Below are 24,811 nucleotides of genomic sequence, written 5' to 3'. Positions count from 1 at the left end.
TTTCAGACGAAACTGCCGTTATGCCGCTGTTTAGACAATCACCAGTTTTTATCTAGATGAATAAGCTTCTACTCCTGTATAAATAGCCTCCCTAATGATTCTTAAACATGCCAATAGCCGGGATGATGCTGAATAGTTGCCTCAAGTTATGCCCCTGGTGCTGGATTCATTTTTCCTGAAGATCAGAAAGTGATCCATCAAACTTTAAAACAGGAATAGAACGCAAAAAAGACTACCCTCGAAAGTCGCTTGCGCAACTTCCAAAGGTAGCCCTCATTCATTATTTTGTTTGTCCAGTGCCCCGGACAATGTATTTCGTTGACGTCAATGCCGGCAAGCCCATCGGACCGCGGGCATGTAGTTTTTGGGTGCTGATGCCGATTTCGGCGCCGAAGCCGAATTCGAAGCCATCCGTGAAACGGGTGGAAGCATTGTGATAAACCGCAGCTGCATCGATTTCATTGAAGAATTGTTCGACGCTTGCGGCATCAGAAGAAATGATGGCTTCCGAATGCTTCGTGCCGTATTGATTGATGTGCTGAACGGCCTGGTCGACTGTTCCAACCACTTTTATGGCCACTTCAAAGCCCAGATATTCCGTAGCCCAGTCTTCTGCCGTCGCAGGAGCAACCGCTGAAGATGTTTGCTGAACGGTTTCATCTCCGTGAATTTTCACGTTCTCTCCTTGCAAAGCCGCCACAAGTTCCGGCAGATGTTCTGCGGCCCAGTCCTGTTGCACAAGAATCGTTTCGCAGGAATTGCAGACGGACGGACGCTGTGTTTTTGCATTGATCGCAATATCCACTGCCATCTTCACTTCCGCTGTTTTATCGATATAGATGTGGCAATTTCCCGCGCCTGTTTCCAGAACCGGTACTGTGGCATTTTGAACGACGGTTTGGATGAGTTTCGCTCCACCGCGCGGAATCAAAACGTCCAGATACTCGTTCAGTTTGAACATTTGAGCCGCTGTTTCCCGGCTGGTATCTTCCAGCAATTGGACCGCTTCAACCGGTAAATGAGTTTTTTCCAGCGCGCGGCGAATCACCTGGACGATCGCTTTATTGGAATTGATTGCTGTTGAACTGCCCCGCAGAACAATGGCGTTTCCTGTTTTCAGGCACAGGCTTGAGGCATCAACTGTTACGTTAGGGCGCGCTTCATAGATCATGCCGACGACTCCGATAGGTACACGGATTTTTGTCATCGCCAGTCCATTGGGCTGCTCCCACTTTTCGAGGGTCTCTCCGATGGGGTCATTTAACTGGGTGAGTTGGATGAGTGCATCTGCCATATCTTTCAATCTGGCGGCATCCAGTTTCAGGCGATCCACCAGCGAATCGTTCATCCCTGCCTGTTGTCCGGCCGTTATGTCTTTTGCGTTCTCACTTAAGATGAAAGTTTGTTCTTCCAGCAATTGGGCTGAGATGATTTGCAAAGCCTCATTTTTTTCTGCTGTCGTTGCTTTCGCCAATTGGAAAGCCGCCTCTTTTGCTTCCTGTGCTTTTAAAACTAATTCGGTTTCTGTAACTCGTTCTTCTTGTAGAAGTTCAGTCATCCTTTGTCTCCTTTCGATTTATGCGTTCACTAATACTTTTGGTTCTTCCAATGTACCGATATAAGTTCCGTCGCCTTTTCCTTCAAAAATCTCAACCAGTTTTTCGCTGCCGTCTCCAGATCCGATAAACACCTGGACTTCCGAAGCCAACGCGGTTTTAGCAGCTTCAACTTTTGATTTCATTCCGCCGGTGCCGACGGTTGAAGAGCCTTCTGAAGTAGCGGCATTTTCCATTTCCTGATGGATTTCAGTGAGGAATGTATATTTTTCTGCATTTGGATCGGTATGCGGGTTGCCGCTGTAGATTCCATTGATATCCGTCATAATCATCAGGAAATCTGCGTCTACCAGTCTGCTGACTAAGGCGGACAACATGTCATTGTCTCCAAATGTCAATGCTTCGACCGATACAGAATCATTTTCATTGATGATCGGCAGAACATCCCGCTCCAGTAAATTGGATATGGTGTCGTTTGCGCTTTTATATTTATCCTTGGTCAACAGCAATTGCGCTGCGACAATCCCGTGTTTTTTGCATTCATCCGCATATGCCTGCAGCAGGAGCCCCTGCCCTACAGCTGCAGCCGATTGTTTATCGACAACTGTATCGGGACGCGATGAATAGCCAATGCTCTTAAAGCCGGCGGCTACTGCTCCCGATGAAACCAAAATGACTTCGTGCCCTTGGTTTTTTAAGCTGGCCAATGCTTCCACATGGCCGCGCAGTTTGCTGATTGATAATTTCCCATTTGCATCTGTCAATGAACTACTGCCTATTTTTACTACTATTCTTTTCTTCTCCACTTACTGTCAACTCCCATTTTAAATAAAAAAGTTCTTCCTTCTTTTCTTAAGACGGAAAAACGTCGTCTCCGTGGCATGGTTTCCAATTAAAGATTGTCTTCAATCCAATGGTCAGACTATACGCTGTTACGAGTTTTTATTTAATTTCATAGACCGAATTAACGCTGTGAAAAAGAGTTTTATAATTTTAAAATAAAATGATGAGCGTATAATCCTGCAAAGATTCCAAAACCGTTATAAAGGTTTTCTCTTTGAATCCAAGCATTTTCCCACCAGCGCTTTGCAACGTTCGGTATTGTTTAAATATTGGTATTGCTGAAATTTAAACAAAACAATTAAGTAGCAATGTTAACATACATTAATTCTATTTCCAAATTCCCTCCAGTTTTCAGCGTATTTTCATGGCTCTGAAAGCCTTGCTGATGTATGCGTCGGGCCTTTTTAAAATAAATATTAAAAAATTTTCGGACCCCTGCCAAATCTATGCCGATGCGTTAGTTTCACTTATGGATTTGAAACATGAAAAAAAAGACCATTCAGCGAATGATCTCCATAAAATGCGTCAATATTTTGGCGGTCAGGCCCCATATCACTTTGTCTTCATACAAATAGAAAAACTCATCGACCTGCCGGGTGCGCCAATTGTAGTTTTCGCCGCCCGCTATGAGGTCATAGGGAAAACTTTCTTCCGGCTGGATGTCGAAATTGACCCGGTAGACTTTCGGATCTTTTTCAAGGAAAAACGACAACGGCACCGTGAACAAACTGTCCACTTCCGGCGGATTCGGGCGAAATTCCACGTCCGCGTCAATGATGCCGGCAAAGCTGTAGACGATCATGCCGAATGGTGACACGATGTAATCGAGCGGAAAAATATCGGAAATCTGTTCGTTCGCAATTCCGAGCTCTTCCACCGTTTCACGGACGGCGGCATCTTCTTCCGATTCATCTTCTTTATCGATTCTTCCGCCCGGGAAGCAGATCTCACCGGGCTGGCTTCTCAGTTGATGGGAACGGACTTCGAAGAGGATATGGATTTCCCCGTCCTTTTCGATCATCGGCAGGAGAATGGCAAACTTCGAAAAGCTCCTGTTGTCCATCACTTCCGGAATGCGGTCTTTCACTTTCTCCACCAGACTTTTCGGATCCATATCATCACCTCCGTTTCCTTTCCTTCTATTTTAGCAAACCATTCTCTTAAAAGCTTTCTTGGCAATTAACTGGAGTTGTGAGTCTGCTTCCCCAGCTTCTTCGCAAAGACTTGCAAGCTGTTTTGCGGAATACCGGCTGGTTAACTCATCAAATCATCAACAATTCCCGAATATCATCCTCCGTCATTGCGGCGAGCGGTTCCTGGCCGGACTGGATGACTTCGTCGATGAGGTCCTTCTTTTTCTCCTGCAGTGCCGTGATTTTTTCTTCGATGGTCCCTTTGGCGACCATGCGGATGACCTGCACGGTATGCTGCTGGCCCATTCGGTGTGCGCGGCTGGCTGCCTGCTGTTCGACCGCCGGATTCCACCACAGATCGTAGAGGATGACGGTATCGGCTCCGGTCAGGTTAAGCCCGGTGCCGCCCGCTTTCAATGAAATGAGGAACAGGTCGCCTTCGCCTTCGTTAAAGCGGCTGCACATTTCGACGCGGTCCTGCGGCGGGGTCTGGCCGTCGAGGTAAAAATACGGACGCCGTTCACGCGTCAGCCGGTTGCCGATCAATTGCAGCATTTGCGTAAACTGGGAAAAGACGAGCACGCGGCGTCCTGCCATCCGGCTGCTTTCGACGATTTCCATCAATTGATCGAATTTCGCCGAGCCGCCTTCGTAATTTTCCACGAACAGGGACGGGTGGCAGCATAGTTGGCGCAACCGTGTTAAGCCCGCCAATATTTTGATGCGGTTTTTCTGCAGGCTGTCCTTATTGAGATGCTTGAGCGCTTCCTGTTTGAGTTCTGCAAGATATGCCGCATAGTACTTTTTCTGTTCCGGATACAGTTCGGAAAACTGAAGGGTTTCGACTTTGTCCGGCAATTCCTTCAGCACGTCCTGTTTGACGCGCCGCAGGATGAACGGGCGGACCCGTTTGGCGATGTTTGTGCGCCGCATTTCGGCAAAACGCATGCGGTTCGGCAACAATTCCGGAAACACGACGTGGAAGATCGACCAAAGTTCATCCAGCGAATTCTCAATCGGCGTGCCGGTCAGGGCGAAGCGGTAATCCGCTTGGATGGCTTTCACCGCTTTTGCGGTTTGGGTGACTGGATTCTTGAAGGCCTGCGCTTCGTCCAGAAACAGTGTATGGAACGTTTTCCCCTTGTATAAAGCGCCGTCCATGCGCAGGGACGGATAGGAAGTGATGATGACATCCGCCGAAGCCCCTTCGGCCAGCCGCTTCTTCCGTTTAATTTTATTGCCGTCCACGATGACCGCTTTGATGTCGGGCGTAAATTTCTCAAATTCACTGAGCCAATTGTAAGTCAGCGACGACGGCGCGACGATCAGCACCGGTGCTTGTCGCCGGCGAATTTCCGTCAGTTCTGACCCTATGAACGCAATGCTCTGCAAAGTCTTGCCGAGGCCCATGTCGTCCGCGAGTATGCCGCCAAAACGGTACTTCGCGAGCGCCTTCAGCCAATTGAATCCGGCTTTCTGGTAACCGCGCAGCACGCCAGTCAGCGGTTCCGGCACTTCGAAGCCGTCTTCCTCCGGGTTGCTGAGGTTCTGCAGCAGCTTCGCAAAATCGGCGCCGGGATCCAGCAGTTCCCCGTCCTCCAGCGTCGCCACCAGCTGCAGCCCCTGAATCAGCGGCAGCCGGATTTCGTCGCCAAACCATTCCTCCTGGTTGCCAAGGTCCAGCATCAGATCGTTCAGCGCAATAAATTCGGGGGTCTCCAGCGACAATAACGTACCGTTAGGGATCCGGTAATATTTGCGTTTTTCCTTCAGCGCCGCGAGTACCAGCCGGATTTCCGCTTCCGGAATTTCACCGGGCTCCAGTTTGAACGCCAGCCAGTCGGTCCGTTCCTTCAGTTCCACTTTCACTTTCGGACCGGTGTAGTTTTTCTGCACGCGCATTTTCACCGCGGTCGTGGCGTAGACCTGCATCAATTCTTCGAGCTGCGGAACGGTGTGGAACAGGAAATCGTATTCCGCTTCTTCGTCCTGCATATAAAAGCCGCCGTCCGTCTGCGTGAATAAGCTGTTCTTCATGAGTTCCATGATTTGCTCTTCTTTGCCTCGCTGGCGGCGGACTCCCGGCAAATGGCGGATTTCGTTTTCCTCCTCTTCACACGGATTGATGACCAGTTGACCGTAATGGAATTCCACACCGGCAAGCAACCGGTTGCGGATGCGGTCGAGAAACAGCTTCGCCGTTAACGGTGTTTCTTCCTGGCGTCCAGTGACAGCGGCCGCCATATAGACTTCTCCCAGCCGCTCGAGGCCGGGAATGACACTGTCCATGAAATGGTCGCTCTGCGCTGCCGTTACTTCGAGCACCGCCGTACCTTCCATCAAGCCCTTCACTTCCTCCAGCCGCCTGCAATCATCCGGCGGCAATTGGACCAAAGCCCCGCCGCTCAACGCAAGCCCGTAGGACGTCATTACCGTGATGTGTTCGAGCCCTTCCGCCTTCAATATGTATCCTGCATTTTCAGCCGCTTCAAAACGGAATACCAAAGGCAATTCCGGTTCAAAACGCAATCCTTTATAGATTCTTCCTTTATGCCCGATATTGACTGACGGAATTTCCGTCAATAATTTCACGAGCGGGTCCCATGCGGAAGCGGGAATGAGGATACGGCCACGGCCCGAAACATTGCCGTTGATCTTCATCATTTCGCGCAACACTCCATCTGTCTCCGGCGTAAAGCTGAAATTTTCCCGTGAATACTGCAAATCGGATGAAATCGGGTAGCTTGCGCCCCGTTCGACCGCCTGCAGGAATGCGCCAGTATCGCGAATCGGCACCGCGCCTTCCATTCCTGCACTCAATTTGGCCGAAAAAATGCGCTCTCCGTCATCCGCTTCTGTCGAATGCAGCAAGAAACTGATTTCCAGCACCGGACGGTCATCAAAGTGAAGTTGCTTGGCACTGGGGCGAATGTTTCGGTCGCCAAATAAATTCATCAGCCTCTGCGCTTTTTGCAGTTCCTGCTGCTGGAGATCGTTGATGGCGAGCAGGGTGGCGGCGATATGCTGGCAGTAGGTACTGACAAAGCCGACAGGCGGACAGCTGCAGGATGCCTGAATGCTGCCGTCCCTTTCTTCCCGGACCGACACTTCGAAGATTCCATTCGTTCGAACCTCCGCTCTGATAACGGACGCATTTTCACTGACCGGCTGCAATTCCACTTTGCCCGCGTCAAAATAAGCCTTCCCTTTTCGATAGGCGGCCATGCCGCATAGTTTTTTGATCCGGAAATCGTTCACTGCTATTTTCATGGAAAATACCCTTCCCCGTGCACGTCTGCTTTTATTCTCCATTATCGCTAATTAAGTTGCTGGGTACAATCAAACCGACGAACTATTTAAGAAAAGCGACAGTGCCCGTTAAGCTCTTGCTTGTTGAGAAAGTAAAAATGAAAACCGATATTCCGCAAAACAGCTTGCTTGTCAAAACCCGTGCTCCTGCATCGCTGCGCTAGCTTCGTCGCAAAGACTCGGCCGAACTCCCTTCGGCCAACTCTTGGCTCGCGCTGAGCTAACTCGGTCTCGTTACACTTCGCCCGAGTGGATCTCAGCCCTTCGCTTGGTCCCCTGGGCGTCTGCGCTGTTTTGCTCCATATCTCAGATTGCTTTCTCTAAAAGCATATACTTTTAAGTCAATTTCAAGAAACAAGCATTCCGATTTTACCTTGAACCCGAGTGAAGCGTCCGTCTAAAACTAAATGATTTGAGAAATGGACAGTTTCTCGAAAGCCTCGAGGTGGACCAAATGTAATTTGGTCCACCTCTTTGCGACGAAGCTAGCGCAGCGGTACAGAGACAGGAGCAATAAGGTTTTTGACAGACCAGCAGAGTGGTGTTCTTAACACGTCAGCTGAGCTGGCTTATGACCCGAAGAGCTGGGCCACTGGAGTCTGGACAATAGAAATGCGACAGAATCGAAGCGATTCGACCGGCTGGACAATAAAAACACCGTTTCGCCAATCGGCCAAACGGTGAGCTTGTTGCTAAACAGAATAATTATAACTGCGGTTGTGCTGGATCTGATTTTTACCATTGCTTTTCGCGTCATATAAATAGGTATCCGCCTTTTTGAAAAACTCACTTTTCGACAGGCCGCCATAATAATTCTGCAACCCTGCACTGATGGTGACAGTTCCACCACCGATTTCGGGATGTCTCAATTCCGCAATCGCCCGGCGCATTTCTTCCAGACACGCTAATGCCTGGTCGAAGTTTTTTTCCGTAAAGACGATTGCAAATTCCTCTCCGCCATACCGCGCCACCACGTCATTGGATGAGGATTTTTCCAAAATGACTTGTGCTACATGCTTCAGCACGGAATCACCAGCGCTGTGTCCGAAATTGTCATTGATGCTTTTGAAATTGTCGATATCCAGCACTGCAAGTTGAAGTTGCATCGCTGATTGGTCCGCCTGCTGAACGAACGTATCCAGGGAATTTTGGAAAGTCTTATGGTTGTAAAGCCCGGTCAGTGCATCCGTCTTCGACAACCGTTCCATGACCCGGTTCTGTATGAGCAGATCTTCTTCCTTTTCTGCTGCTCGCCGCAGAGTTGAAAGCACTTCTGCACCTCTTTCGATGACCGCCAGATAAACGATATAACCGGCAACAATGATAAACAGGTAGGCAAAATATTCATACGGCGTCATGTCAGCCCGGCTGGCTTCGCTCATAATATAAATAATGATAAGACATGTGAAATTAATCAGGAAACTGATGGTCAGCTTCAATTTGCTGAGATAGATCAGTGAAATCGCCATCGGCAAAAGCAGGGTCATCTGCAACCCTGGCAAGCCTGGATTTGCAAGAATCATGGCCACCGCCAGGAGGGAACCCGCGAAAAAAAGGATATAAGGATTGTAAATCTTCATACCTTTGACCATAATCCAGGAAATGAGCATAATCGCTAATATCAGGCTTGTCGGCCAAATCATCCGTAATAATATGTATTCCTCAACATAATAGTAATAATAATAAAATGTAACAATCAGCCCAACCAATTGTCCCCCAATGGCAACAATCGAAAGCAGCCCATAAAAATACAGGATTTTTTTGGCCCAGTATTCGTAATCCAACCCGATCGGATATGACTTTTCCACGAATTCCCCCCTTTCGTTAAAGGTTTATGTTCTTTATTCTCATTTTATCAGGTATCACCAGGAATAATATACTAATATTAAGCGATTATTTTTAATGAATTTCAGATGTATCCATCCCCTGGTACAGAGAAATTTATCATATTTATCTCGATACCGATGCATCCTCGCATTTTTGTGTTATTCACCCTATACTTAAAACAACCAGAAAAATCGACAAAGGTATTTCGTCTCCCATTTCGGCCAGGGATACTTCAGAGCAAAAGGGGGAACATATATGTCCAAAGAGAAGACCATCCAGTCCGAAATCAGTGGATATATCTCAGCATTGCTGAGGAGCCATTTCGGAAAAGGGCCCACGTCCGTTTATGTCACGATAAAAAAACCGTATATCCTCATCCATCTCCGCGGCTTCTTAGCACCGATGGAAACGGTCCTGCTGAAAAAGAAGGAATCGAAGCGAGTGCTGGAAACCAGAGATTTATTGATTGATGAGTTAAAAGGTGAAATCAAGGAAAACCTGCGCAACATCGCGAATCTGGATGTCCAGGAATTTTATGCAGACTGGAATCTTGATTCGGAAACCGGCATGCTTATTGGCATCATGACAGATGATGTTCAACTTGAGGCTTTTGAATGGCCGGAAACTATCGATAAAGAAGCATTCGAATCGAAAGTGGCAAATGCCAGTGAAAAAGCTGAGAAAAAACCGGGATCGATAGAAAGCTATTGGCTGAACGACAGAGCGTTGCTGGTCAAACGCAACCAGATCCTGGTTGGCATAGAGATGGAATTGATAGCTGAAGGCTATGCTGAAATTCTGAAGCTGGCAAAAAGACCACTGGAACGCAGACTGCTTTACGAGGCACACCCGGAAAAAGTATTAGGCTGCCCTATTACCGAAATATTCCTGGACTGGAATTTTTCCAATGACATCGGCTATGTTGTCTTCATGTTGGAACCCGTCAGGAAAATACACAATTAATCTCCTCCCGCCTGCTTTGCAGGTGGTTTTTTATTGCTGTAAAGCTTAATTACTTGATAGAAGGTGGGAAATATTACAAGCACATTACAAAGAGAAGAAAAGTGTTTGAATGATTGAAAACCGGGAAAGACACTTAATGTAATACCCAATAAACTTTAAGGAGGAGTTAGAAATGGCAGACAAAAACAACGATAACAAAATGAGTCGCGAAGAGGCAGGTCGTCTTGGAGGAGAAGCCACATCCAGCAGCCATGGAAAAGAATTCTACGAAGATATTGGGGAAAAAGGTGGAGAGGCCACTTCTCAGAACCACGATAAAGAGTTCTATGAAGATATTGGCCAAAAAGGCGGAGAAAACAGCAATAGTGGCGGCAACAACTCCGGAGGCAATAATTCCGGAGGCAGCAAAATGAGCCGCGAAGAAGCTGGTCGCAAAGGCGGAAAAAACAGCCACAGCGGCGGAAACAATTCGTAAGTGCTTATTATGCAACAGGAAAAGGGAGGGCAGACTGCCCTCCCTTTTCCTATGTTTTTCTATACATTGAAATCCAGCTCTTATATAGTAGAAGCAGGTGATGATATGAAAACAAAATTATATGTCAATTCGGCGAAGCTGACTGCCGGTATTACGATGAAGGACTCGGATGAATTCGAATTCAATAACATGGCGCTGCATGCGTGTGATGAGCCTTCGCTTATCCTGGAAAATCGGCGGAAAATGGCGGATTTACTCAGAATGAGACTGACCGATTTCGTGTGCGCCAATCAGACCCACAGTGCACACTTATATCGTGTCGGCGCGGAAGACAAAGGCCGGGGATCCACCGCAACCGAAAATGCGGTTGATGACACCGACGCCCTCTATACCTATGAACCGAATATTCTGCTGTGCACATTTGCGGCAGATTGTGTGCCGGTCCTGTTTTCTAACGAAAAGAAAGGGCTCATCGGCGTCATCCATTCCGGATGGCAGGGCACCGTCAAGGAGGTCTCTTTGAAACTGTTTGAGCATCTAAAAAATGAGGAAGCCTGCAATCCGGAAGACTTTAATGTGCAGATCGGGGCCGCGCTGAGCCAGGAAAAATTCGAGGTTGATGAAGACGTCTATTTGAAATTCAAAGCGCTCGGCTATGCCGATGAGTTTATGTATCAAAATCCGGATACTGGCAAATACCACATCGATAACCAGCTTGTGGTGAAAAAGCAATGCGAATTGGCAGGCATTCCCACAGGAAACATTTCCATCGACCGCACCTGTACGTATATGAATCCCGAGGGGTTTTCCTATCGTGCGGACAAGAAGAGCGGAAGGCATATGGGCTTTATCGTAAGAAGAGCTTGAGCGTTTAACGCTCAGGCTTTTCTTTTGGTCCAGTTTTGCGGGAACGCCCGTAACGTTTGAACCCAATGCTAAAAAGACCTGTGAACCAACAGTTCACAGGCCTTTCCATACTCTAATCTAAAAATCACTCTTTCGGCGGCTCATCCGGTCCCGCCGCTTCTCCCGGACGGGGTGAATCAGCTGCTCCATACGTATACCCTGTTTCCGGATCGATCAAAATAGCCTGCACATCGCCCAGACGGGTATCGGCCGTCACTTCTTTAAAGCTTCTGTCCAGCTCATAACCGAGTTCCGCCAATTTTTCCATCGCTTCGTCATTAATGCCATCTTCCCATTGGATTTTCAAATCCGGCGTAATGTAAATTCTCGGTTCCTGGATTGCTTCCTTCAAATCCATTTTGTAGTCAACGACATTCAAAAACACCTGAAGAACGGATGCCACAATCGTTGTCGCACCAGGCGAACCGAGCGTAAAGAACGGCTTGCCATCATGGAAAACAATGGTCGGCGCTTTGGAACTGATGGCGTATTTTTTCGCATTCGGTTCATTTTTCGTTCCAGGTTCCGGATTAAAATCGGTCAAATCATTGTTCAATAGAAATCCGTAGCCCGGCACCATAATGCCTGAACCGAAAATCCGTTCAATCGACGAGGTGCAGGCCGCTATATTCCCCCAGCGGTCAACTGCTGTAAAATGCGTCGTTTCCATGCCTTCCTCCGAGTGCACGCCGTGCAACTTATTGGTGGAATCTTTCTCTTCATAACCCCACGGGTTTCCTTCTTTCACTCTTTTTAAGCGTTCATCAAAACGGATCCGGTTTCTGCGTGCTTCTATATATCTCGGATGGAAAAGCCCTTTCATCGGGATGTCAATAAATTCCGGATCCCCCATAAACGCTTCTTTGTCCGCCAAAGTCAGCCGCATAGCTTCCCCTAAAAGATGATATTTTTGCCAGGAATGGGGAGGGTATTTTTCGATTTCAAACGGCTCCAGTATTTTCAGCATTTGGGCAATGGTGAACCCTCCGACATTCGGAGGCGGCGGAAAGGCAAGATCAAGTTCTTTGTACGTACTCCAAAGCGGCTCTCGCACAGCCACTTTATAATTCTGCATATCTTCTTTTGTCATCAGGCCGCCATGGCTTTTAATCGTTTCAAGAATGACATCCGCAATTGTGCCTTCATAAACGGAATCAAAGCCCTGCTCTTTTATGATTTTCAAGGTTTTCGCCAAATCAGGCTGACGAATTCGGTCTCCTTCTTTCAATGGCTTGCCGTTTGGCACGAAGACTTTCTTCGTCTCTTCACCCATCCTGTCTTTGAACTGCTCAATCGTTCTTTCCCACAACGAATTGACCTCGTATTCATTTTCAGCCAGCTCGATGGCGGGGTCCACCAGCCGTTCCAGCGGCATCGTTCCATACCTTCCATGCGCTTCGCCCATCATCTTCATAATACCCGGCACGCCAGCCGCCATGGCACTAGTGGAACGTTCATCGAAAGGAACCGCTTCACCCTCTTCATTGACAAAAAGTTCCGGCGTCACCTCAGCAGGCGCCTGGCTGTGGCCGTCGATGACGACTGTTTTCCTGCTATCATTGTCATAATAAATCAGGAAACCGCCCGCTGCGATACCCGTGTTCATCCCTTCGACTACGGACAGCGCAAATTGGATAGCGATAATGGCATCGATCGCATTGCCGCCATCTTCAAGTACCTGCTCCCCGATTTCCGTCGCTTCTTTTATGGCACTCGCCGCCATGCCGTATTTTGCGGCGGCCGTTTCATCCTGCGAAACCTGCTTATGCGCTTTTTGATTGTGAATGATTTTCTGCAAATCCATCGTTCTCTTCACCTCTTTCGTGATGGTTGGTCTCTCAAATTGGTTTAGCTATAGCACCGAAGCGGTCTATATAAGAGAATTCTTTTATTTACCTTAAAATGTATCCCTTTGCCCTCTATTTACCCGATTCTATCCGTTTTAAATTCACCTTTTCATTACAATAAAAAACCGGCGGGACCTGGGAAGGTCCCGCCGGCTAATCAGTTTATCCATCTCTATCAATACAACAAATCCTTGGCTTTGGTTTTCTCCAATCTGTAAACCAGTACCACACCCAGAATTGCGCCGCTGATACTCGATACAAGAAACGGCGGCATGAAGAATAGCGCTGCGGTTTCGGTGCCCATCAACAGTTTGGCATACGGCACCGCAATGAGTGATGCGAGAATTCCGGTGCCGATGATTTCGCCCACGGCCGCAAAACCGATGCGGCCGGACATTTTATAGAGTACGCCAGCAAGCAATGCGCCGATCATCCCTCCCGGAAATGCCAACAGCGAGCCGGTGCCTGTCAATACCCGCACCACGCCTGTCACAAAGGCGATCGTCACGGCAGGGACCGGCCCGAAAAGCACAGCTGCTATAACATTAATGGCGTGCTGAATTGGATAGGCTCTTGCTACTCCTGCCGGAAACGACACAAATGCCGAACCCGCGACTGCCAGTGCCACAAACATTGACATTACAACAAGCTTTTTTGTTTTCATATCAATACTCCTTTATATGAATTTTTGAAATGAGCGATTTGCATACCGATATCTCCAGCATCCGAAAGTGCTGAGATGACTGCAACACCACAAGCTCCCGCCTCCCAGACAGCTGGGGCATTTTGCGGCGAGATGCCGCCGATGCCGTAGACGGGTATATCCGGAAAATGGCTGGTGACCTCTTTTATGCCAATCGTACCTGCCGGCTGTTTGGCATCCGCTTTCGACCGCGTGCCGTAAACAGGACCCATTCCGAGATAATCTGCTCCCGCATCGATGGCAATCTTTGCTTCTTCGAGTGAATGTACGGAGACGCCCAGCATTTTTTCCTTGCCCATCAACTCCCGCGCCTGCCCGCAATCCATATCTTCCTGGCCGATATGAATACCGTCAGCATCGACTGCTAACGCCAGTTCGACGTCATCATTGATCAGGAATAGAACTTTGTAAATGGCGCATAAATCCCGGCAGCTTTCGGCGAACTCCAACAACTCTTGCCCCCGCAAAGCTCCCGTTCCTTTTTCACGCAGCTGGAAATGGCTTATGCCTCCTTTTAACGCTTCTTCCAATACCGATAAAGGGTCTTTTCCTGAAGCATTCTGCGTTCCCATGATGAAATAAACAGAAGGTTTATTGAACAAATTGCACATCCCCTTCCGCTGCAAATTGGCGGAAAGCGGCGTGGTTTGTCGGGCCGTGCCCTGCACCGATATGCAATTGATGCGTAAGGGCCGCCTGGATAAACCGTTTTGCCGTCACCAACGCTTCCTGGAATGTTTGCCCTTTAGCCAACTCGGCAGTTAAAGCGGCGGAAAATGTACAGCCTGTGCCGTGGGTCTGTGGCGTGTGGATGCGCGCAGAGCGCAGCACGAATGATTCGCCGTTCTGCTGGAGACAATAATCTTCTGCGGTGTGCGGATCATTTGCATGTCCCCCTTTGATGACGACGGCTTTCGCACCAAAAGCGAGAATCTGTTCCGCCGCTCCTTTCCTGTCTGCTGCATCATGGATTTTCATGCCGCTCAGCATTTCCGCTTCCGGTATATTCGGCGTGATGACTGCCGCCAACGGCAATAACAATGCCCGCATTGCCTCGAGTGCATCTTCCTGCAGCAACGTTGCGCCGCCTTTTGCGATCATCACCGGATCCACGACGAGATTACGCCAGCCGTGCCGTTCGATTCCCGCTGCCGTTTCAGCGATGATGTCAGCGTCGAAGAGCATCCCCGTTTTCACAGCGGCAATTTTAAAATCCGCTCCGATTGCATCGATCTGTGCTCTCACCGCGCCGGCAGGCATGGGATAGACCCCGTGCACGCCGCATGTATTCTGCGCGGTTATTGCTGTGATGGCCGATGTCCCGAAAACGCCGAGCTCCTGGAAAGTTTTGATATCCGCCTGTATGCCCGCTCCGCCGCCGGAATCCGAACCTGCAATCGTCAATACCTGCTTGATCGCTGCCACAGTACATCCACTCCTTCCTCTTTTTCAAAACCGAAGCTGTTTTCTTCAATCTTCCGGCCGTATAGCATATCCAAAAACTTCTCACGGAAACTGCCAGGTCCATTCGAACTTGCAGCAGCCTTTTCACCGGCCGCACCGTAAAATTTTAGAGCTTCAATTGCCGCAGCTGTTGGATCGGCAGGACTTACTGCTGTAAAAGCGGCAGTCACAGCACTGAGCAGGCAGCCCATGCCGGTTACCGAGCCCATCATCCGGTCGCCGCCTGTAATCTTCTCCACCCGCGAGCCGTCGGCCACGATATCGGTCTCGCCTGTCACGGCCACCACCAGGTTGTATTCTTTTGCCACCCGGGTTGCCAGTGTCTCCAGGTCGATATTGCCTTCACCGGCATCGACTCCTTTGGACGCCCATTCCACACCGCCGATTGCAGCCAGTTCACCGGCGTTGCAGCGCAGCACACTGATATCGATTTCCGTTAAAATTCTCTGGATGGCTTCTTTCCGAAAAGCGGTCGCTCCTGCTCCCACCGGATCCAGAATCACCGGGATCCTTTGTTTATTCGCGCTTTTCCCGGCGAGCATCATGCTGTCGAGCGTGTCTTTATTCAAGGTTCCAATATTCAATGACAGGGCGCGCGAAATAGCGGCCAGTTCTTCCACTTCCTCTTTCGCCTCGCCCATGATTGGTGAAGCCCCGATTGCCAAGAGGCCGTTCGCCTGAAAATTCGATACGACGTGATTGGTGATGCAATGGATGATTGGATTTTCGTTTCTGATTTTATTGATCACATCAGACACCTGCCTTTACTTGCGCCGGCAATTCCCACGTTTCCATCGTCCAGGCCTGCTGCCAGAAATTCCATTCGTAATAACTGCTGCGGCGGAAACGGTCCTTCAATTCCTGCCGCCGCTCCGCCGACAGCCCTTCCGCCAACCGGTCCATCCGCCCGATCTGCTCCTGCACCAATTCGCCAAACCATTCCGAACCGTAAGTCTCAATCCACCGGTCATAAATCGGATGTCCCGGCTCGGCATCTTTCAAGTTCTCTCCAATTTCATAATAAAGCCAGTAGCAAGGCAGAATTGTCGCCAGCACATCCGCCAGATCCCCTTCCATCGCGCGGTACATATGCGACACGTAGGCATAGGCACTCGGCGACGGTTCGAATTGCTTCCAATCTTCATCCGTCACCCCGAGCATGCCCATAAATGATTCATGAAGCGCCATCTCCGCTGCGCACGTCTGTTCCGAGTGATGGGCAAAGCTTTTCGTCGTGGCAAGATCCGGCGCTTTGAGTGCACCGATCGCCTGCATCTTCGCAAAATTCGTCAGATAATAAGCATCCTGCATAACGTAATAGCGGAATACCTCCACCGGCAAACTGCCGTCCGCAATCCCTTTCACAAACGGATGATCAAAACTCGCCTGCCACAATCCATCGCATTCCAACCGCACTTCCTGTGTAAATTTCATCTTCTCCAGCCCCTTTCAGGCAAAATAAAAAGCCGCTTTCCAGTAAAGGAAAGCGGCAATAATATGCAAAAAGATGGAGAAATCCGGCATACGCTCGCCCACTTCCCTCCGCTGGTATGATCCAGATCAGGTTCTAAGGGTCCGAGCAATGCTCGTCTCAGCCGGTAACCGGCTCCCCCAGTGGTGCATGTATTCAGTTGTACCCCCAAAGATTATCACAGTGTCTGAAAAATCACAAATTTTCTTTTGAATGCTGCGCACACCACCTTCAAAGAAGGCTGTTGATAAAAATCAACTCGCTCTTGTTTATCAGCCCAAAGTAAATTTAAAAACCACTCAAATAGCCGGCATGGAATCGCTGTTAAGATGGAACCGCAGTTCCTGGAATTATAAATTACAGAAAGTATTATGCAGAATATTAGAGAGAGCACAGACATTTTAATGCAGATAAAAGAATTGGGCGTGAAGACTTCCCTTGACAATTTTGGGACCGGTTATTCTTCCTTGCATATTCTTTCGAAATTGCCGATTGACACGATTAAAATAGATAAGTCGTTTGTCGATGAATTGGGACAGGTGAACCAATCACCGATGATCAAGACCATCTTAGAGCTGGGTTTGAACTTAAACCTCAGTATAGTTGCAGAAAGCATAGAGACGGAGAGCCAACTAAGATTCCTGCGTGAAAACGGCTGTGTGATTGGCCAAGGGTATCTTTTTTCAAAGCCGGTCAAAGCAGAGGAATTCGAGCAGTTAATCAAAACAAATGATGTCCGTGGCTTCAAAACGCATCCACTCTCTTTGAGCTGAAAGATGTTCGCATCAGGGATTTCACAAAATAGAAATTCAATAAAGGCGGACAAAGTGTAAAACTTTGTCCGCCTTTTAATTATTCTTTTTATCCCTCCTGCATGTTTGGAGGTTACACAAAAAACAAAAAAGAACTATTTACGAAATTCCTTTTTCCAACAAAAAATGGAAAAGAAAAATAATTACAAACTGCTCACCGAAGAAGCTGGACATCCGGACGGAGAAAGACGCAACGATGGTAATTCATAACCCTGGTTTATATTTGCAAAAATTAGTAAGACACTTTTCAATTTACCAACATATAAAGAAAAGCAATTACAACTGCGCCGCCTAGAAATGCCAGATAGGTTTTCAAGTTGCCTTCCTTCAATTCATCTTTGAAGACATTCAAGAGAATCCCCCCTGCCAAAACAGAGACAGCGATGCCAACAATCACTTCATGAACTTTGAAGATAACACCAATCAGCCAGCCGGTAAATATAGCAGCCACTAAAAACCATCTGCCATATTTGTCATAATCTTTTTTATGGATTTCTTTCAATGTATGGTCGGTTGCAGCAAAATGGGCTGCCAATGCCAAAAAGTAAAGAGCCATGCTCCACTGGCTGGAGAAATCCTCCCTAATTAACAAGTAGCCAATAATCAGATTGTATAAAAAGAAAGAAGAAATGTGGACAAGAAACACAGAAGTCGAACGTGACCCTGACCCTTTGCCTTCCGACTTTTTCTTTTCCTTTGCCCAGGAATCCAAACCGAAGTAAGCAAGCAATCCGACTAATGCCAGTAAATACGTATATTCGCCGAAGAAACTTAACCAGCTGTCACCCACCGCATTCTTTATCACTTCAAGATACTTATGCAGTTCAGGCATGAGGTACAGGAAGACATAAGCAATGGTCGCACCACCAAAAGCTGATAACCAAGGGCTTCTGGGATTTTCTGTAGAGAGTTTCCAATATTTAGCACTGAAATGTACCACAATAAATCCGATTATGAATAACAAACTCAACCAGTTGACGCCAGACATAAAATCACTCCTTTTCTTATTACTTACCATTGTCATTTTGAGTTGATTAAATTTTATAAAACTTTAAATTACAGCACGAAATTTAAGTTACTGCATCAGGGATTACTATAGTTGCATTCGTTCTTTTAGAAGACCTATGCACTTTACTACCGTGGTATCATCCTACTCCAATTCTTTTTTTGGAATAGGCGCAATGAGACATCCCCTCCGTTGCTTCGCCCGTTCATACAGCGAGTGATTTTCAAAGTATTCTGCTGTCAGTTCATTTGAAAGCTCCAGATGACGGTAGAAAATGCCGGTTATTTCTACTTTTGGACCTTGCTTTGCCTTCTTCACTAGTAATCCTAATAAGCGATTAGCATCAGATTACCGAGAGTACTCACCATTCAAAAGAAATACCAATTACTTCCTCCAAAGCAGATTTATCTTATCTTTACCCATCTGAATTCAAAATATTCTTTTTTCAATTCGATCCTGTCAATTTAATACGATAAGATTTATGAGTGCTGGGAAATGTACGAGAGTATCAAGAATTATGTTTAGAAAAAACAGGAACGTTCCAAGTAGATAATCAGCTCTAAAAACTGTTTGCTAAAGCATACTTTTACAGATTAAAAGCAGGAGGAGATACAAATCTTTTCTAAGCAGACAGTTGCCTTCAATTTTATTTATACCGGCCGTAAGGCTACATACATTTTTGAGGATTTGTTCAGTCTTTTTGTTATACTCGAAGCAGACCGCTTTTGGTAAATGAAAGTATATGATCATATTTTCAAATTCTCTTAGTTGCGCTAAAACTAGATTGACAACCAAGGAGACAGGACATTTTTTCACAAAAGAAGTGAAGTGTGTTCATAGTTAAATTGGATAACTAAGTGATATGAACTCAAGTGTACGAAACAGCACAGATATCTATACTGTGTATATGATTTAGAAGTTCGAAAATGATTTTCATAGAGGAGGGAGAACTTTGCTGGATACTTTGCTGTTCGATGGGTGGACAAGCCCTGTTCGGATTGTTGTAATGTCGATACTTATATACGGATATCTTATTTTTATAATGAGGCTTGCCGGCAAGCGGAACTTGTTACAGTATAATATGTTTGATGTAATCATTTCAGTAGCTTACGGGTCGACAATTGCAACAATTCTACTTACCGAGAAGATTTCGTTTATCGAGGGAGCATTCTCACTTGGTATGCTGACACTTCTGCAGTTATTCATTGCGGTAATGGAAATGAAGTCAAGAAAATTTAGCGCAATCATCAATCCAACTCCAACTTTCCTTTACTATGAAGAAGAGTTTTGTGAAGAAGTTCTAGAAAAAGAACGGGTTCTGAAGAGTGAAATAAGAAATGCTCTGAGACAACAGGGCATTGGTTCCATGGAGAAAGTGGAAGCGATTGTATTAGAGGGGAATGGGAAGATATCCATTATTACTAAAAGCGAAGCAGGATCCATGGACACGCTTGTAGATGTTAAGGATTTTAAGCAGTAAGAACTGAAAACAGGGGACTGGCAGAGAGAAGGTAGTTGCTTTTTTAATGGCAAAGCAAGTTGCGAATAAGCAGCAACCTGTTTCTTACAGTAAAAAATGTGAGGAGTAAGAAAATTTTTTCTTGATTACCTTTATCAACTTCTGCTTTCTTTATTCACTTTTTACAATCAGCAGATTTCTAATGTAATTTTCGTTTTGTAATATATAGAAGCCATAAATAAAAAAAACACCCCGCCAAAAGGCAGGGTGCATCGATATTTGCGGCGTCCAAGCCACGCTCCACAACGTGTTCCCCGAAAGGAATGCTTGTGCGTCTTACGCAAATGAGCTCATCGCGTCTCTAACAATAAGCCCTGAGCGGCAATAAGTCAATGCATTTCGCTCATTGCGGCGCATACTCGGCCGCAGTAATCTTATAAAGCACATGCCTTCTCAGCGGACTATCTTCTTCCAGTTTCGGGTGGTCGAATTCGACTGCTTTTTTCATGCCGATCCGCTGCATGACCGTTTCCGAGGGGTGATTGATTGTGGCAGTAAATGAACAGATTTCGACCAGTCCCAAGACCCCGAAGGCGTAATCTAAACAGGCTTTCGCGCCTTCTGTGGCATAACCCCGTTTCCAGAATTTATTGTCCAGCCGCCAGCCGATTTCGACAGCGCCCTGGAAACCGGCATCAAAGTCGACTTTCAATAGACCGATGTAGCCGATGAACGCGCTGTCTTCCTTGCGCTCCACCGCCCAAATTCCATAGCCTTTTTCCGCGGCATGCTGTTCGAACCGCCCAATCAGCTCATCCGATTCAGTTTGAGTCAGCGTGCTTGGAAAATACTCCATCACCTGCGGGTCCGCATTCATCCGGGCAAACACTTCCCTATCGTAAGCCTTCCATCTCCGGAAACCGAGTCGATCTGATTCGAATATATATCGCCCTTCCATCATGTTGCCGCTGCCGCCGCTTCGTCCGCCTTCACACAATCGATCGCCACCACGAGCGCAATGATGAGGTGCTCCATGCTTTCGTCCAGAATCTGCATTTCGTAGCTGTCGCCCCAGGTAAACCATTGCTTGCTCACGGAACCGACGACATTGCCGTGCTGCAATACTTCAAAATTCATGTCCCACCAATTGCCTCGCACCTCCACTCCTGCAGAGTCAATCGTGTAGCGAGCTTTGAAAAAGGAAAACTTCTTCTTGATTGTCAGCTCTTCACGGCCATCCACTTCCACGAAGAATTTCGGCAAAAAGCTGAACGTTTTTTTCGTAATCAGTGCGATTTCCCTGCGTGCCGGATCCATGATCGTAAATGTCTTCGGGATTTGCAGAAAACTGCCTTCAATATAATAGGCATCTGTCTGCTCTTCATCCATCACTGTAAACTTACCGCTCAGGCTGAAGACCTTCTGCTTCATGTAAAGCTTCTTCATCTTTGCTCCTCCTCTGTTCCGCATCTGCCTTTTCACTCCGGCCCCTCAACTGGAAATTTGGTAAAAAAGATCGTGCCTTTCGCTCCGGTTTCAATTTCGATTCTGGCGTTGTGACGGGCGGCCACTGCGTAGCAGATGCCCAGACCCAGGCCGGTTCCTTCGTCTTTTGTGGTATAGAAAGGGGTGCCGATTTTCTCGATGATTGCAGCATCGATGCCGCCGCCCTCGTCCTGGATTGCCAGCACGACATGGCTGCCGTTTTCCAGGTATGTGCCGATGGTCAGCGTATGACCTTCTTCCATCGCCTCAAGCCCGTTGCGGTACAAATTGATGATCAATTGCCGAATTTCATTATGATTCAACAGAAGATCGGGAACTTCCTGCGTATAAATCCGAATCTGTTTATTTTGGTTGAAGGTATCAATTTTGATGATGGGCGAAATGTCATTGATGATCGTGTTCAAATTCATCATTTTCATATCCGAAGTCCTCGTATTGCCCACCGACAGAAATTCGGTGATGATGCCATTGGCCCGATCCAATTCATCAATCATCAGGTTGAAATGTCCGGCATGCCGCACCAGTTGTTCATCCGTCTTCAATAATTGAAGAAAGCCCCTCACCGTCGTCATCGGATTGCGGATTTCATGGCTGATCCCCGCTGCCATCTGTCCGATCAGATCCAGATTGGCCAGCCTTTTCAGCTCTTTTTCGTATTTCTTCTTTTCTTTGATATTCTTCAGCATGCAGCAGATGCCGTCGTCAAACGGGTATGCGGTAATTTCATACCAGTAATCTTCTTCCTCAGATTGTGCCTCAAAACGAACGGTGACCCGCTCTTTCATCGCCCGGTGGAATTCTGTATAAATAATCGTACCGACAGTTTCCGGAAACACATCCCAAATGTTCTTGCCCAGTACCTCGTTAGCCTTTTTTTTCTGTGGAAGAAATTGATGCTTATTCAAAAAGACATATTCCCATTCTTTGTTCAGCGCAAAAAATCCGTCCGTAATGCTTTCGATGACACTGCTGGCCCGCTTGTTTGCAGCGTAGAGCTCACTCGTCCGCTCTTCAACCATCACTTCCAATTGTTCCATGTACAATAAATTCGAAAACACCGGAGCGATCGCATCGACAATCGATTGCGCCAAAGGGATCTGCGACTCTTCAAACGCTGTTGCGGGTTCTCCACTGCAGATTGCTGAAATGACGCCCTGCACTTTCCCCATAGCCACCAATGGAAACAGCAATAATTCCTGCCGGCCTTCCATTTTCAGACGTATGAGATGGCGCTGTGCCACCGCCTCCACCAGCCCTGTCGAATAACTTTCCCCCAAACCGCTTCCTGCGAGATGGCTCTTCCATTCCGTTTCCGTCGTCTCATCATTTGCATGAAATTTCATGGGATTGTCCTGCTGCGCATTCGATGGTTTCACGATATGCGCCGCAAAATCGGCAGCGCCAAACGCCCGTTTCAAATAACCAAAACAGGTGTCCAGACTTTCGCGGATAGTTGTACACGAAGACAATTCACAGGTCAGGTCCAATAACAATTGTTTCTCAGTCAGCAACTTTTCTTTCTGGGCGCCGGCTTGGGCATTTTGAATCGCCACGGCCGCCATGTTCACATAAGCTTCGACACTTTCGATTTCTGAGGGTTCCAGGTTCATCGGCCGGCCGTAATCGGACAGGAACACCATGCCGAACAATTCTGCTTCATACGAAATCGGCAACGCCAATAAGGACTTGATTTGAAACACTTCCACTGCGCGCCGATCCCCCCGGCTGTCTTTTGAAGTATCCGCTATGTAAACGGTTTTTCGGGTTTCCACTATCTCCGCTGCAAGAGGATCCGTTTCCGGATCGATAATTTGCGACTGCAGTGTCAGTCCACTCATACTCTCCGGTTTTCCCACATAGCCGCGGAAAGTCCCATCGCCCTGTGGCAAATAAATCCCGACAGTATCGCATTGGACGATTTCCTCGGATATCGCAGTCGTCACCTGCTGCAGAACTTCACGCAAGTCCTGCTTCGCATTGATGATCTGCGTTATATGTGCAAGTCTTGAATATCGCGATTGTTCTTTCGTCATACATCCATTCTCCAATCTCTCTGCAGTCAGTTAAAACGAATCCCTCTTTTATGATGGACGTTCATTACTGATTCCACTGGCTGTCATATCCTCCATTCTATCAAAAAGACCGCTTTGATACGCGCGCCAAAGGGTCCACTTAAACTGACCTCTAAGAATTAACACGAATTGGCACTTTTCACTGGGTCAATGATTTGCTATTGTTAGCGGGAATGCAATAGTACCAAAGGGCGGACAATCCCCGTTTTATTCGATTATCCGTTCTCCCAAAATTGAATTGAAAAAGGAAGGTAAACCATAATGCAAAAAGCCAGCACTGCCAGCACTTCCAGCTCTGTTAACAGCAGAAGCACATTCAACCTGGTCCTCACTTCCATGGCCATCGCCCTGGTTTTTGTCGCCACCCTCTTATTGAATATCAGATTGCCGATCGCGGCAAACGGCGGACTTGTCCACCTCGGCACAGCGATGCTGTTCATCATCGCCATGCTGTTCGGACCGAAAAAAGCAGCCATTGCCGGCGCTGTCGGAATGGGCCTGTTCGACCTGGTTTCCGGCTGGACGCTATGGGCGCCGATTACGATCGTTGCCCGCGGCCTGCAAGGATATATCGTCGGCCAAATCGCCTGGTCCGCCGGCCGCATGGGGAACAGCAAATCGTTCAATATCCTTGCAGCCATCGCCTCGGTACCAGTAATGCTGGTCGTCTATTATATCGGTGAAGCCATCATCTTCGGCAGCTTTATCATTCCGGCCGCCTCGATTCCCGGCAACCTTGTCCAGAACGCAGTCGGCCTGATCGTCGCCATTCCGGTAGTGATTGCGCTGAAGAAAGTTCCGTTCTTTAAGAGAGATTTTAGAAATTAAGATGAATAAAGGAGAAAGCTTCTGATAGTGAAGCTTTCTCCTTTTTATGTATAAAAAAATTCCAACTAATACTATCCAGTGTAATGACGAATTATTTGATAAAATGCAATGCCGAGCCCTAAGACAGCGGCTTTCATTTTAGCGCGATGATACCTTTCACTGCGGAATAAATAAAAGAAAACGACGACAAACCCTATAGGGATCATGAGCTGAAACTCACCATCTTTTTCTGAATAGCGGGAGAAAATCGGCATGATATAAGCGCTGATCAAAAAATAAAAGTAAACCGTGAACTGGCGCATCTCTAATTCCTTGCTCCACTTCATCAATAGATAAATAATAATTGCGGCCATAATGATGACATGCAGAGAAGGCAGCGTAAGCGTCCCGCTTCCCAGTTTGAATTCCATCCAGTCTCGCCCTTCTTTTCTATTAAGCATTCTGGTTTTAAAAAAATTTTAATATACCAATTTATCCTATTTCTACGTATTTTACGTAAATTCCTTTATTGCTGAATTAAGATCTTTAAGATGAAAAGCTTTCGCGAACGCGAAAGCTCCCTTTTCCGACTGCGTAAGTTTACTAAATTCAACACATAATTGGTATTGCGCACACAAATCTCGTTTTCCGC

24 protein-coding genes and 1 riboswitch are annotated in these 24,811 nt (G+C 47.3%); of the genes, 8 read left to right on the top strand and 16 right to left on the bottom strand.

Annotated elements, in window-relative coordinates:
• Nucleotides 1-280: 280 nt before the first annotated feature.
• The 4 genes from DIJ65_RS08785 to DIJ65_RS08770 form a co-directional block, all read right to left on the bottom strand.
• Entirely contained in the window at nucleotides 281-1,558 is a 1,278-nt protein-coding gene (locus DIJ65_RS08785; RefSeq protein WP_117301063.1) for a glutamate-5-semialdehyde dehydrogenase, read from the bottom strand.
• An 18-nt stretch (nucleotides 1,559-1,576) separates the two neighbouring features.
• Nucleotides 1,577-2,362 carry a glutamate 5-kinase gene (proB, locus tag DIJ65_RS08780; RefSeq protein ID WP_117301065.1) on the bottom strand — a complete coding sequence of 262 codons (786 nt, stop codon included), beginning with the start codon at nucleotides 2,360-2,362 and terminating at the stop codon, nucleotides 1,577-1,579.
• 536 nt (nucleotides 2,363-2,898) lie between these two features.
• Nucleotides 2,899-3,513: an NUDIX hydrolase gene (locus DIJ65_RS08775; protein WP_117301067.1), complete on the bottom strand. Its 615-nt coding sequence runs from the start codon at nucleotides 3,511-3,513 to the stop codon at nucleotides 2,899-2,901.
• 148 nt (nucleotides 3,514-3,661) lie between these two features.
• Nucleotides 3,662-6,802, bottom strand: a complete 3,141-nt coding sequence (locus DIJ65_RS08770; RefSeq protein WP_117301069.1) for a DEAD/DEAH box helicase — start codon at nucleotides 6,800-6,802, stop codon at nucleotides 3,662-3,664.
• Nucleotides 6,803-7,363: 561 nt separating this feature from the next.
• On the opposite strand from DIJ65_RS08770, the gene DIJ65_RS16315 reads away from it, so the two are divergent.
• A complete protein-coding gene (locus tag DIJ65_RS16315; protein WP_154718719.1) occupies nucleotides 7,364-7,525 on the top strand; it encodes a hypothetical protein in 162 nt (53 codons plus the stop codon).
• Nucleotides 7,526-7,533: 8 nt separating this feature from the next.
• Here the strand turns inward: DIJ65_RS16315 and DIJ65_RS08765 are convergent, their stop codons facing one another.
• The gene (locus DIJ65_RS08765; RefSeq protein WP_117301071.1) at nucleotides 7,534-8,649 is read right to left on the bottom strand and encodes a GGDEF domain-containing protein; all 1,116 of its coding nucleotides are present in this window, start codon (nucleotides 8,647-8,649) and stop codon (nucleotides 7,534-7,536) included.
• A gap of 274 nt (nucleotides 8,650-8,923) precedes the next feature.
• Between DIJ65_RS08765 and DIJ65_RS08760 the strand changes: the two genes are divergently transcribed.
• The 3 genes from DIJ65_RS08760 to pgeF all read left to right on the top strand — a co-directional run bounded on the left by DIJ65_RS08760 (nucleotide 8,924) and on the right by pgeF (nucleotide 10,973).
• A complete protein-coding gene (locus DIJ65_RS08760; protein ID WP_117301073.1) occupies nucleotides 8,924-9,631 on the top strand; it encodes a Na-translocating system protein MpsC family protein in 708 nt (235 codons plus the stop codon).
• Between the two features lie 172 nt (nucleotides 9,632-9,803).
• Nucleotides 9,804-10,106 (top strand): KGG domain-containing protein, encoded by a 303-nt coding sequence (locus DIJ65_RS08755; RefSeq protein WP_117301075.1) that lies wholly within the window; start codon nucleotides 9,804-9,806, stop codon nucleotides 10,104-10,106.
• Nucleotides 10,107-10,211: 105 nt separating this feature from the next.
• Entirely contained in the window at nucleotides 10,212-10,973 is a 762-nt protein-coding gene (gene pgeF, locus DIJ65_RS08750; RefSeq protein ID WP_117301136.1) for a peptidoglycan editing factor PgeF, read from the top strand.
• A 124-nt stretch (nucleotides 10,974-11,097) separates the two neighbouring features.
• On the opposite strand, the gene ggt is transcribed toward pgeF, so the two are convergent.
• The 6 genes from ggt to tenA all read right to left on the bottom strand — a co-directional run bounded on the left by ggt (nucleotide 11,098) and on the right by tenA (nucleotide 16,460).
• Nucleotides 11,098-12,816, bottom strand: coding sequence for a gamma-glutamyltransferase (gene ggt, locus DIJ65_RS08745; protein WP_117301077.1), 1,719 nt, complete (start codon nucleotides 12,814-12,816; stop codon nucleotides 11,098-11,100).
• A 218-nt stretch (nucleotides 12,817-13,034) separates the two neighbouring features.
• Nucleotides 13,035-13,523 (bottom strand): energy coupling factor transporter S component ThiW, encoded by a 489-nt coding sequence (thiW, locus tag DIJ65_RS08740; protein WP_071151826.1) that lies wholly within the window; start codon nucleotides 13,521-13,523, stop codon nucleotides 13,035-13,037.
• A complete protein-coding gene (gene thiE / locus DIJ65_RS08735) occupies nucleotides 13,520-14,164 on the bottom strand; it encodes a thiamine phosphate synthase (RefSeq protein WP_260678694.1) in 645 nt (214 codons plus the stop codon). The genes thiW and thiE overlap by 4 nt, the downstream gene beginning before the upstream one ends.
• Nucleotides 14,154-14,987 (bottom strand): bifunctional hydroxymethylpyrimidine kinase/phosphomethylpyrimidine kinase, encoded by an 834-nt coding sequence (gene thiD, locus DIJ65_RS08730; protein ID WP_117301081.1) that lies wholly within the window; start codon nucleotides 14,985-14,987, stop codon nucleotides 14,154-14,156. Before thiD ends, thiE begins: the two co-directional genes overlap by 11 nt.
• Nucleotides 14,963-15,775 (bottom strand): hydroxyethylthiazole kinase, encoded by an 813-nt coding sequence (thiM, locus tag DIJ65_RS08725; protein WP_117301083.1) that lies wholly within the window; start codon nucleotides 15,773-15,775, stop codon nucleotides 14,963-14,965. The genes thiD and thiM overlap by 25 nt, the downstream gene beginning before the upstream one ends.
• A gap of 1 nt (nucleotide 15,776) precedes the next feature.
• Entirely contained in the window at nucleotides 15,777-16,460 is a 684-nt protein-coding gene (gene tenA / locus DIJ65_RS08720) for a thiaminase II (RefSeq protein ID WP_117301085.1), read from the bottom strand.
• Nucleotides 16,461-16,546: 86 nt separating this feature from the next.
• Nucleotides 16,547-16,649, bottom strand: a riboswitch (TPP riboswitch).
• A gap of 61 nt (nucleotides 16,650-16,710) precedes the next feature.
• Between tenA and DIJ65_RS16555 the strand changes: the two genes are divergently transcribed.
• Nucleotides 16,711-16,902: an EAL domain-containing protein gene (locus DIJ65_RS16555; RefSeq protein ID WP_230321336.1), complete on the top strand. Its 192-nt coding sequence runs from the start codon at nucleotides 16,711-16,713 to the stop codon at nucleotides 16,900-16,902.
• Complete coding sequence (locus DIJ65_RS08715) at nucleotides 16,869-17,270, top strand: EAL domain-containing protein (RefSeq protein WP_230321338.1); 402 nt, start codon at nucleotides 16,869-16,871, stop codon at nucleotides 17,268-17,270. Before DIJ65_RS16555 ends, DIJ65_RS08715 begins: the two co-directional genes overlap by 34 nt.
• A 286-nt stretch (nucleotides 17,271-17,556) precedes the next feature.
• On the opposite strand, the gene DIJ65_RS08710 is transcribed toward DIJ65_RS08715, so the two are convergent.
• Nucleotides 17,557-18,297, bottom strand: a complete 741-nt coding sequence (locus DIJ65_RS08710) for a hypothetical protein (RefSeq protein WP_117301087.1) — start codon at nucleotides 18,295-18,297, stop codon at nucleotides 17,557-17,559.
• 970 nt (nucleotides 18,298-19,267) lie between these two features.
• On the opposite strand from DIJ65_RS08710, the gene DIJ65_RS08705 reads away from it, so the two are divergent.
• Nucleotides 19,268-19,795, top strand: a complete 528-nt coding sequence (locus DIJ65_RS08705) for a DUF421 domain-containing protein (RefSeq protein WP_117301089.1) — start codon at nucleotides 19,268-19,270, stop codon at nucleotides 19,793-19,795.
• A gap of 382 nt (nucleotides 19,796-20,177) precedes the next feature.
• On the opposite strand, the gene DIJ65_RS08700 is transcribed toward DIJ65_RS08705, so the two are convergent.
• Genes DIJ65_RS08700 through DIJ65_RS08690 form a run of 3 tightly spaced genes read right to left on the bottom strand, consistent with a single transcriptional unit; the run spans nucleotide 20,178 to nucleotide 23,313 of the window.
• Nucleotides 20,178-20,771, bottom strand: coding sequence for a GNAT family N-acetyltransferase (locus DIJ65_RS08700; RefSeq protein WP_230321340.1), 594 nt, complete (start codon nucleotides 20,769-20,771; stop codon nucleotides 20,178-20,180).
• On the bottom strand, nucleotides 20,732-21,220 hold the full coding sequence (locus DIJ65_RS08695) for an LURP-one-related/scramblase family protein (RefSeq protein WP_117301091.1): 489 nt from the start codon (nucleotides 21,218-21,220) through the stop codon (nucleotides 20,732-20,734). The genes DIJ65_RS08700 and DIJ65_RS08695 overlap by 40 nt, the downstream gene beginning before the upstream one ends.
• A 32-nt stretch (nucleotides 21,221-21,252) precedes the next feature.
• Nucleotides 21,253-23,313 carry a GAF domain-containing sensor histidine kinase gene (locus DIJ65_RS08690; protein WP_117301093.1) on the bottom strand — a complete coding sequence of 687 codons (2,061 nt, stop codon included), beginning with the start codon at nucleotides 23,311-23,313 and terminating at the stop codon, nucleotides 21,253-21,255.
• A gap of 300 nt (nucleotides 23,314-23,613) precedes the next feature.
• Here DIJ65_RS08690 and DIJ65_RS08685 point away from each other — a divergent pair, with 300 nt between their 5' ends.
• A complete protein-coding gene (locus DIJ65_RS08685; protein WP_117301095.1) occupies nucleotides 23,614-24,180 on the top strand; it encodes an ECF transporter S component in 567 nt (188 codons plus the stop codon).
• Nucleotides 24,181-24,251: 71 nt separating this feature from the next.
• Here DIJ65_RS08685 and DIJ65_RS08680 read toward each other — a convergent pair whose 3' ends face one another.
• Nucleotides 24,252-24,590, bottom strand: a complete 339-nt coding sequence (locus tag DIJ65_RS08680) for a hypothetical protein (RefSeq protein WP_071151804.1) — start codon at nucleotides 24,588-24,590, stop codon at nucleotides 24,252-24,254.
• Between the last annotated feature and the right edge of the window lie 221 nt (nucleotides 24,591-24,811).

Origin of the sequence: Planococcus salinarum, from assembly GCF_007004625.1 — a bacterium.
Classification (GTDB): Bacteria; Bacillota; Bacilli; order Bacillales_A; family Planococcaceae; genus Planococcus; species Planococcus salinarum.
This window is presented reverse-complemented; position numbering and strand designations above follow the sequence as displayed.

Excerpts from the sequence above, each read along its gene's own strand:
- DIJ65_RS08785 (WP_117301063.1), bottom strand. The coding sequence starts at position 1,558 with ATGACTGAACTTCTACAAGAAGAACGAGTTACAGAAACCGAATTAGTT.
- DIJ65_RS08775 (WP_117301067.1), bottom strand. The coding sequence starts at position 3,513 with ATGGATCCGAAAAGTCTGGTGGAGAAAGTGAAAGACCGCATTCCGGAA.
- DIJ65_RS08770 (WP_117301069.1), bottom strand. The coding sequence starts at position 6,802 with ATGAAAATAGCAGTGAACGATTTCCGGATCAAAAAACTATGCGGCATG.
- DIJ65_RS08760 (WP_117301073.1), top strand. The coding sequence starts at position 8,924 with ATGTCCAAAGAGAAGACCATCCAGTCCGAAATCAGTGGATATATCTCA.
- DIJ65_RS08755 (WP_117301075.1), top strand. The coding sequence starts at position 9,804 with ATGGCAGACAAAAACAACGATAACAAAATGAGTCGCGAAGAGGCAGGT.
- pgeF (WP_117301136.1), top strand. The coding sequence starts at position 10,212 with ATGAAAACAAAATTATATGTCAATTCGGCGAAGCTGACTGCCGGTATT.
- ggt (WP_117301077.1), bottom strand. The coding sequence starts at position 12,816 with ATGGATTTGCAGAAAATCATTCACAATCAAAAAGCGCATAAGCAGGTT.
- thiW (WP_071151826.1), bottom strand. The coding sequence starts at position 13,523 with ATGAAAACAAAAAAGCTTGTTGTAATGTCAATGTTTGTGGCACTGGCA.
- tenA (WP_117301085.1), bottom strand. The coding sequence starts at position 16,460 with ATGAAATTTACACAGGAAGTGCGGTTGGAATGCGATGGATTGTGGCAG.
- DIJ65_RS16555 (WP_230321336.1), top strand. The coding sequence starts at position 16,711 with ATGCTGCGCACACCACCTTCAAAGAAGGCTGTTGATAAAAATCAACTC.
- DIJ65_RS08715 (WP_230321338.1), top strand. The coding sequence starts at position 16,869 with ATGCAGAATATTAGAGAGAGCACAGACATTTTAATGCAGATAAAAGAA.
- DIJ65_RS08710 (WP_117301087.1), bottom strand. The coding sequence starts at position 18,297 with ATGTCTGGCGTCAACTGGTTGAGTTTGTTATTCATAATCGGATTTATT.
- DIJ65_RS08695 (WP_117301091.1), bottom strand. The coding sequence starts at position 21,220 with ATGAAGAAGCTTTACATGAAGCAGAAGGTCTTCAGCCTGAGCGGTAAG.
- DIJ65_RS08690 (WP_117301093.1), bottom strand. The coding sequence starts at position 23,313 with ATGACGAAAGAACAATCGCGATATTCAAGACTTGCACATATAACGCAG.
- DIJ65_RS08685 (WP_117301095.1), top strand. The coding sequence starts at position 23,614 with ATGCAAAAAGCCAGCACTGCCAGCACTTCCAGCTCTGTTAACAGCAGA.
- DIJ65_RS08680 (WP_071151804.1), bottom strand. The coding sequence starts at position 24,590 with ATGGAATTCAAACTGGGAAGCGGGACGCTTACGCTGCCTTCTCTGCAT.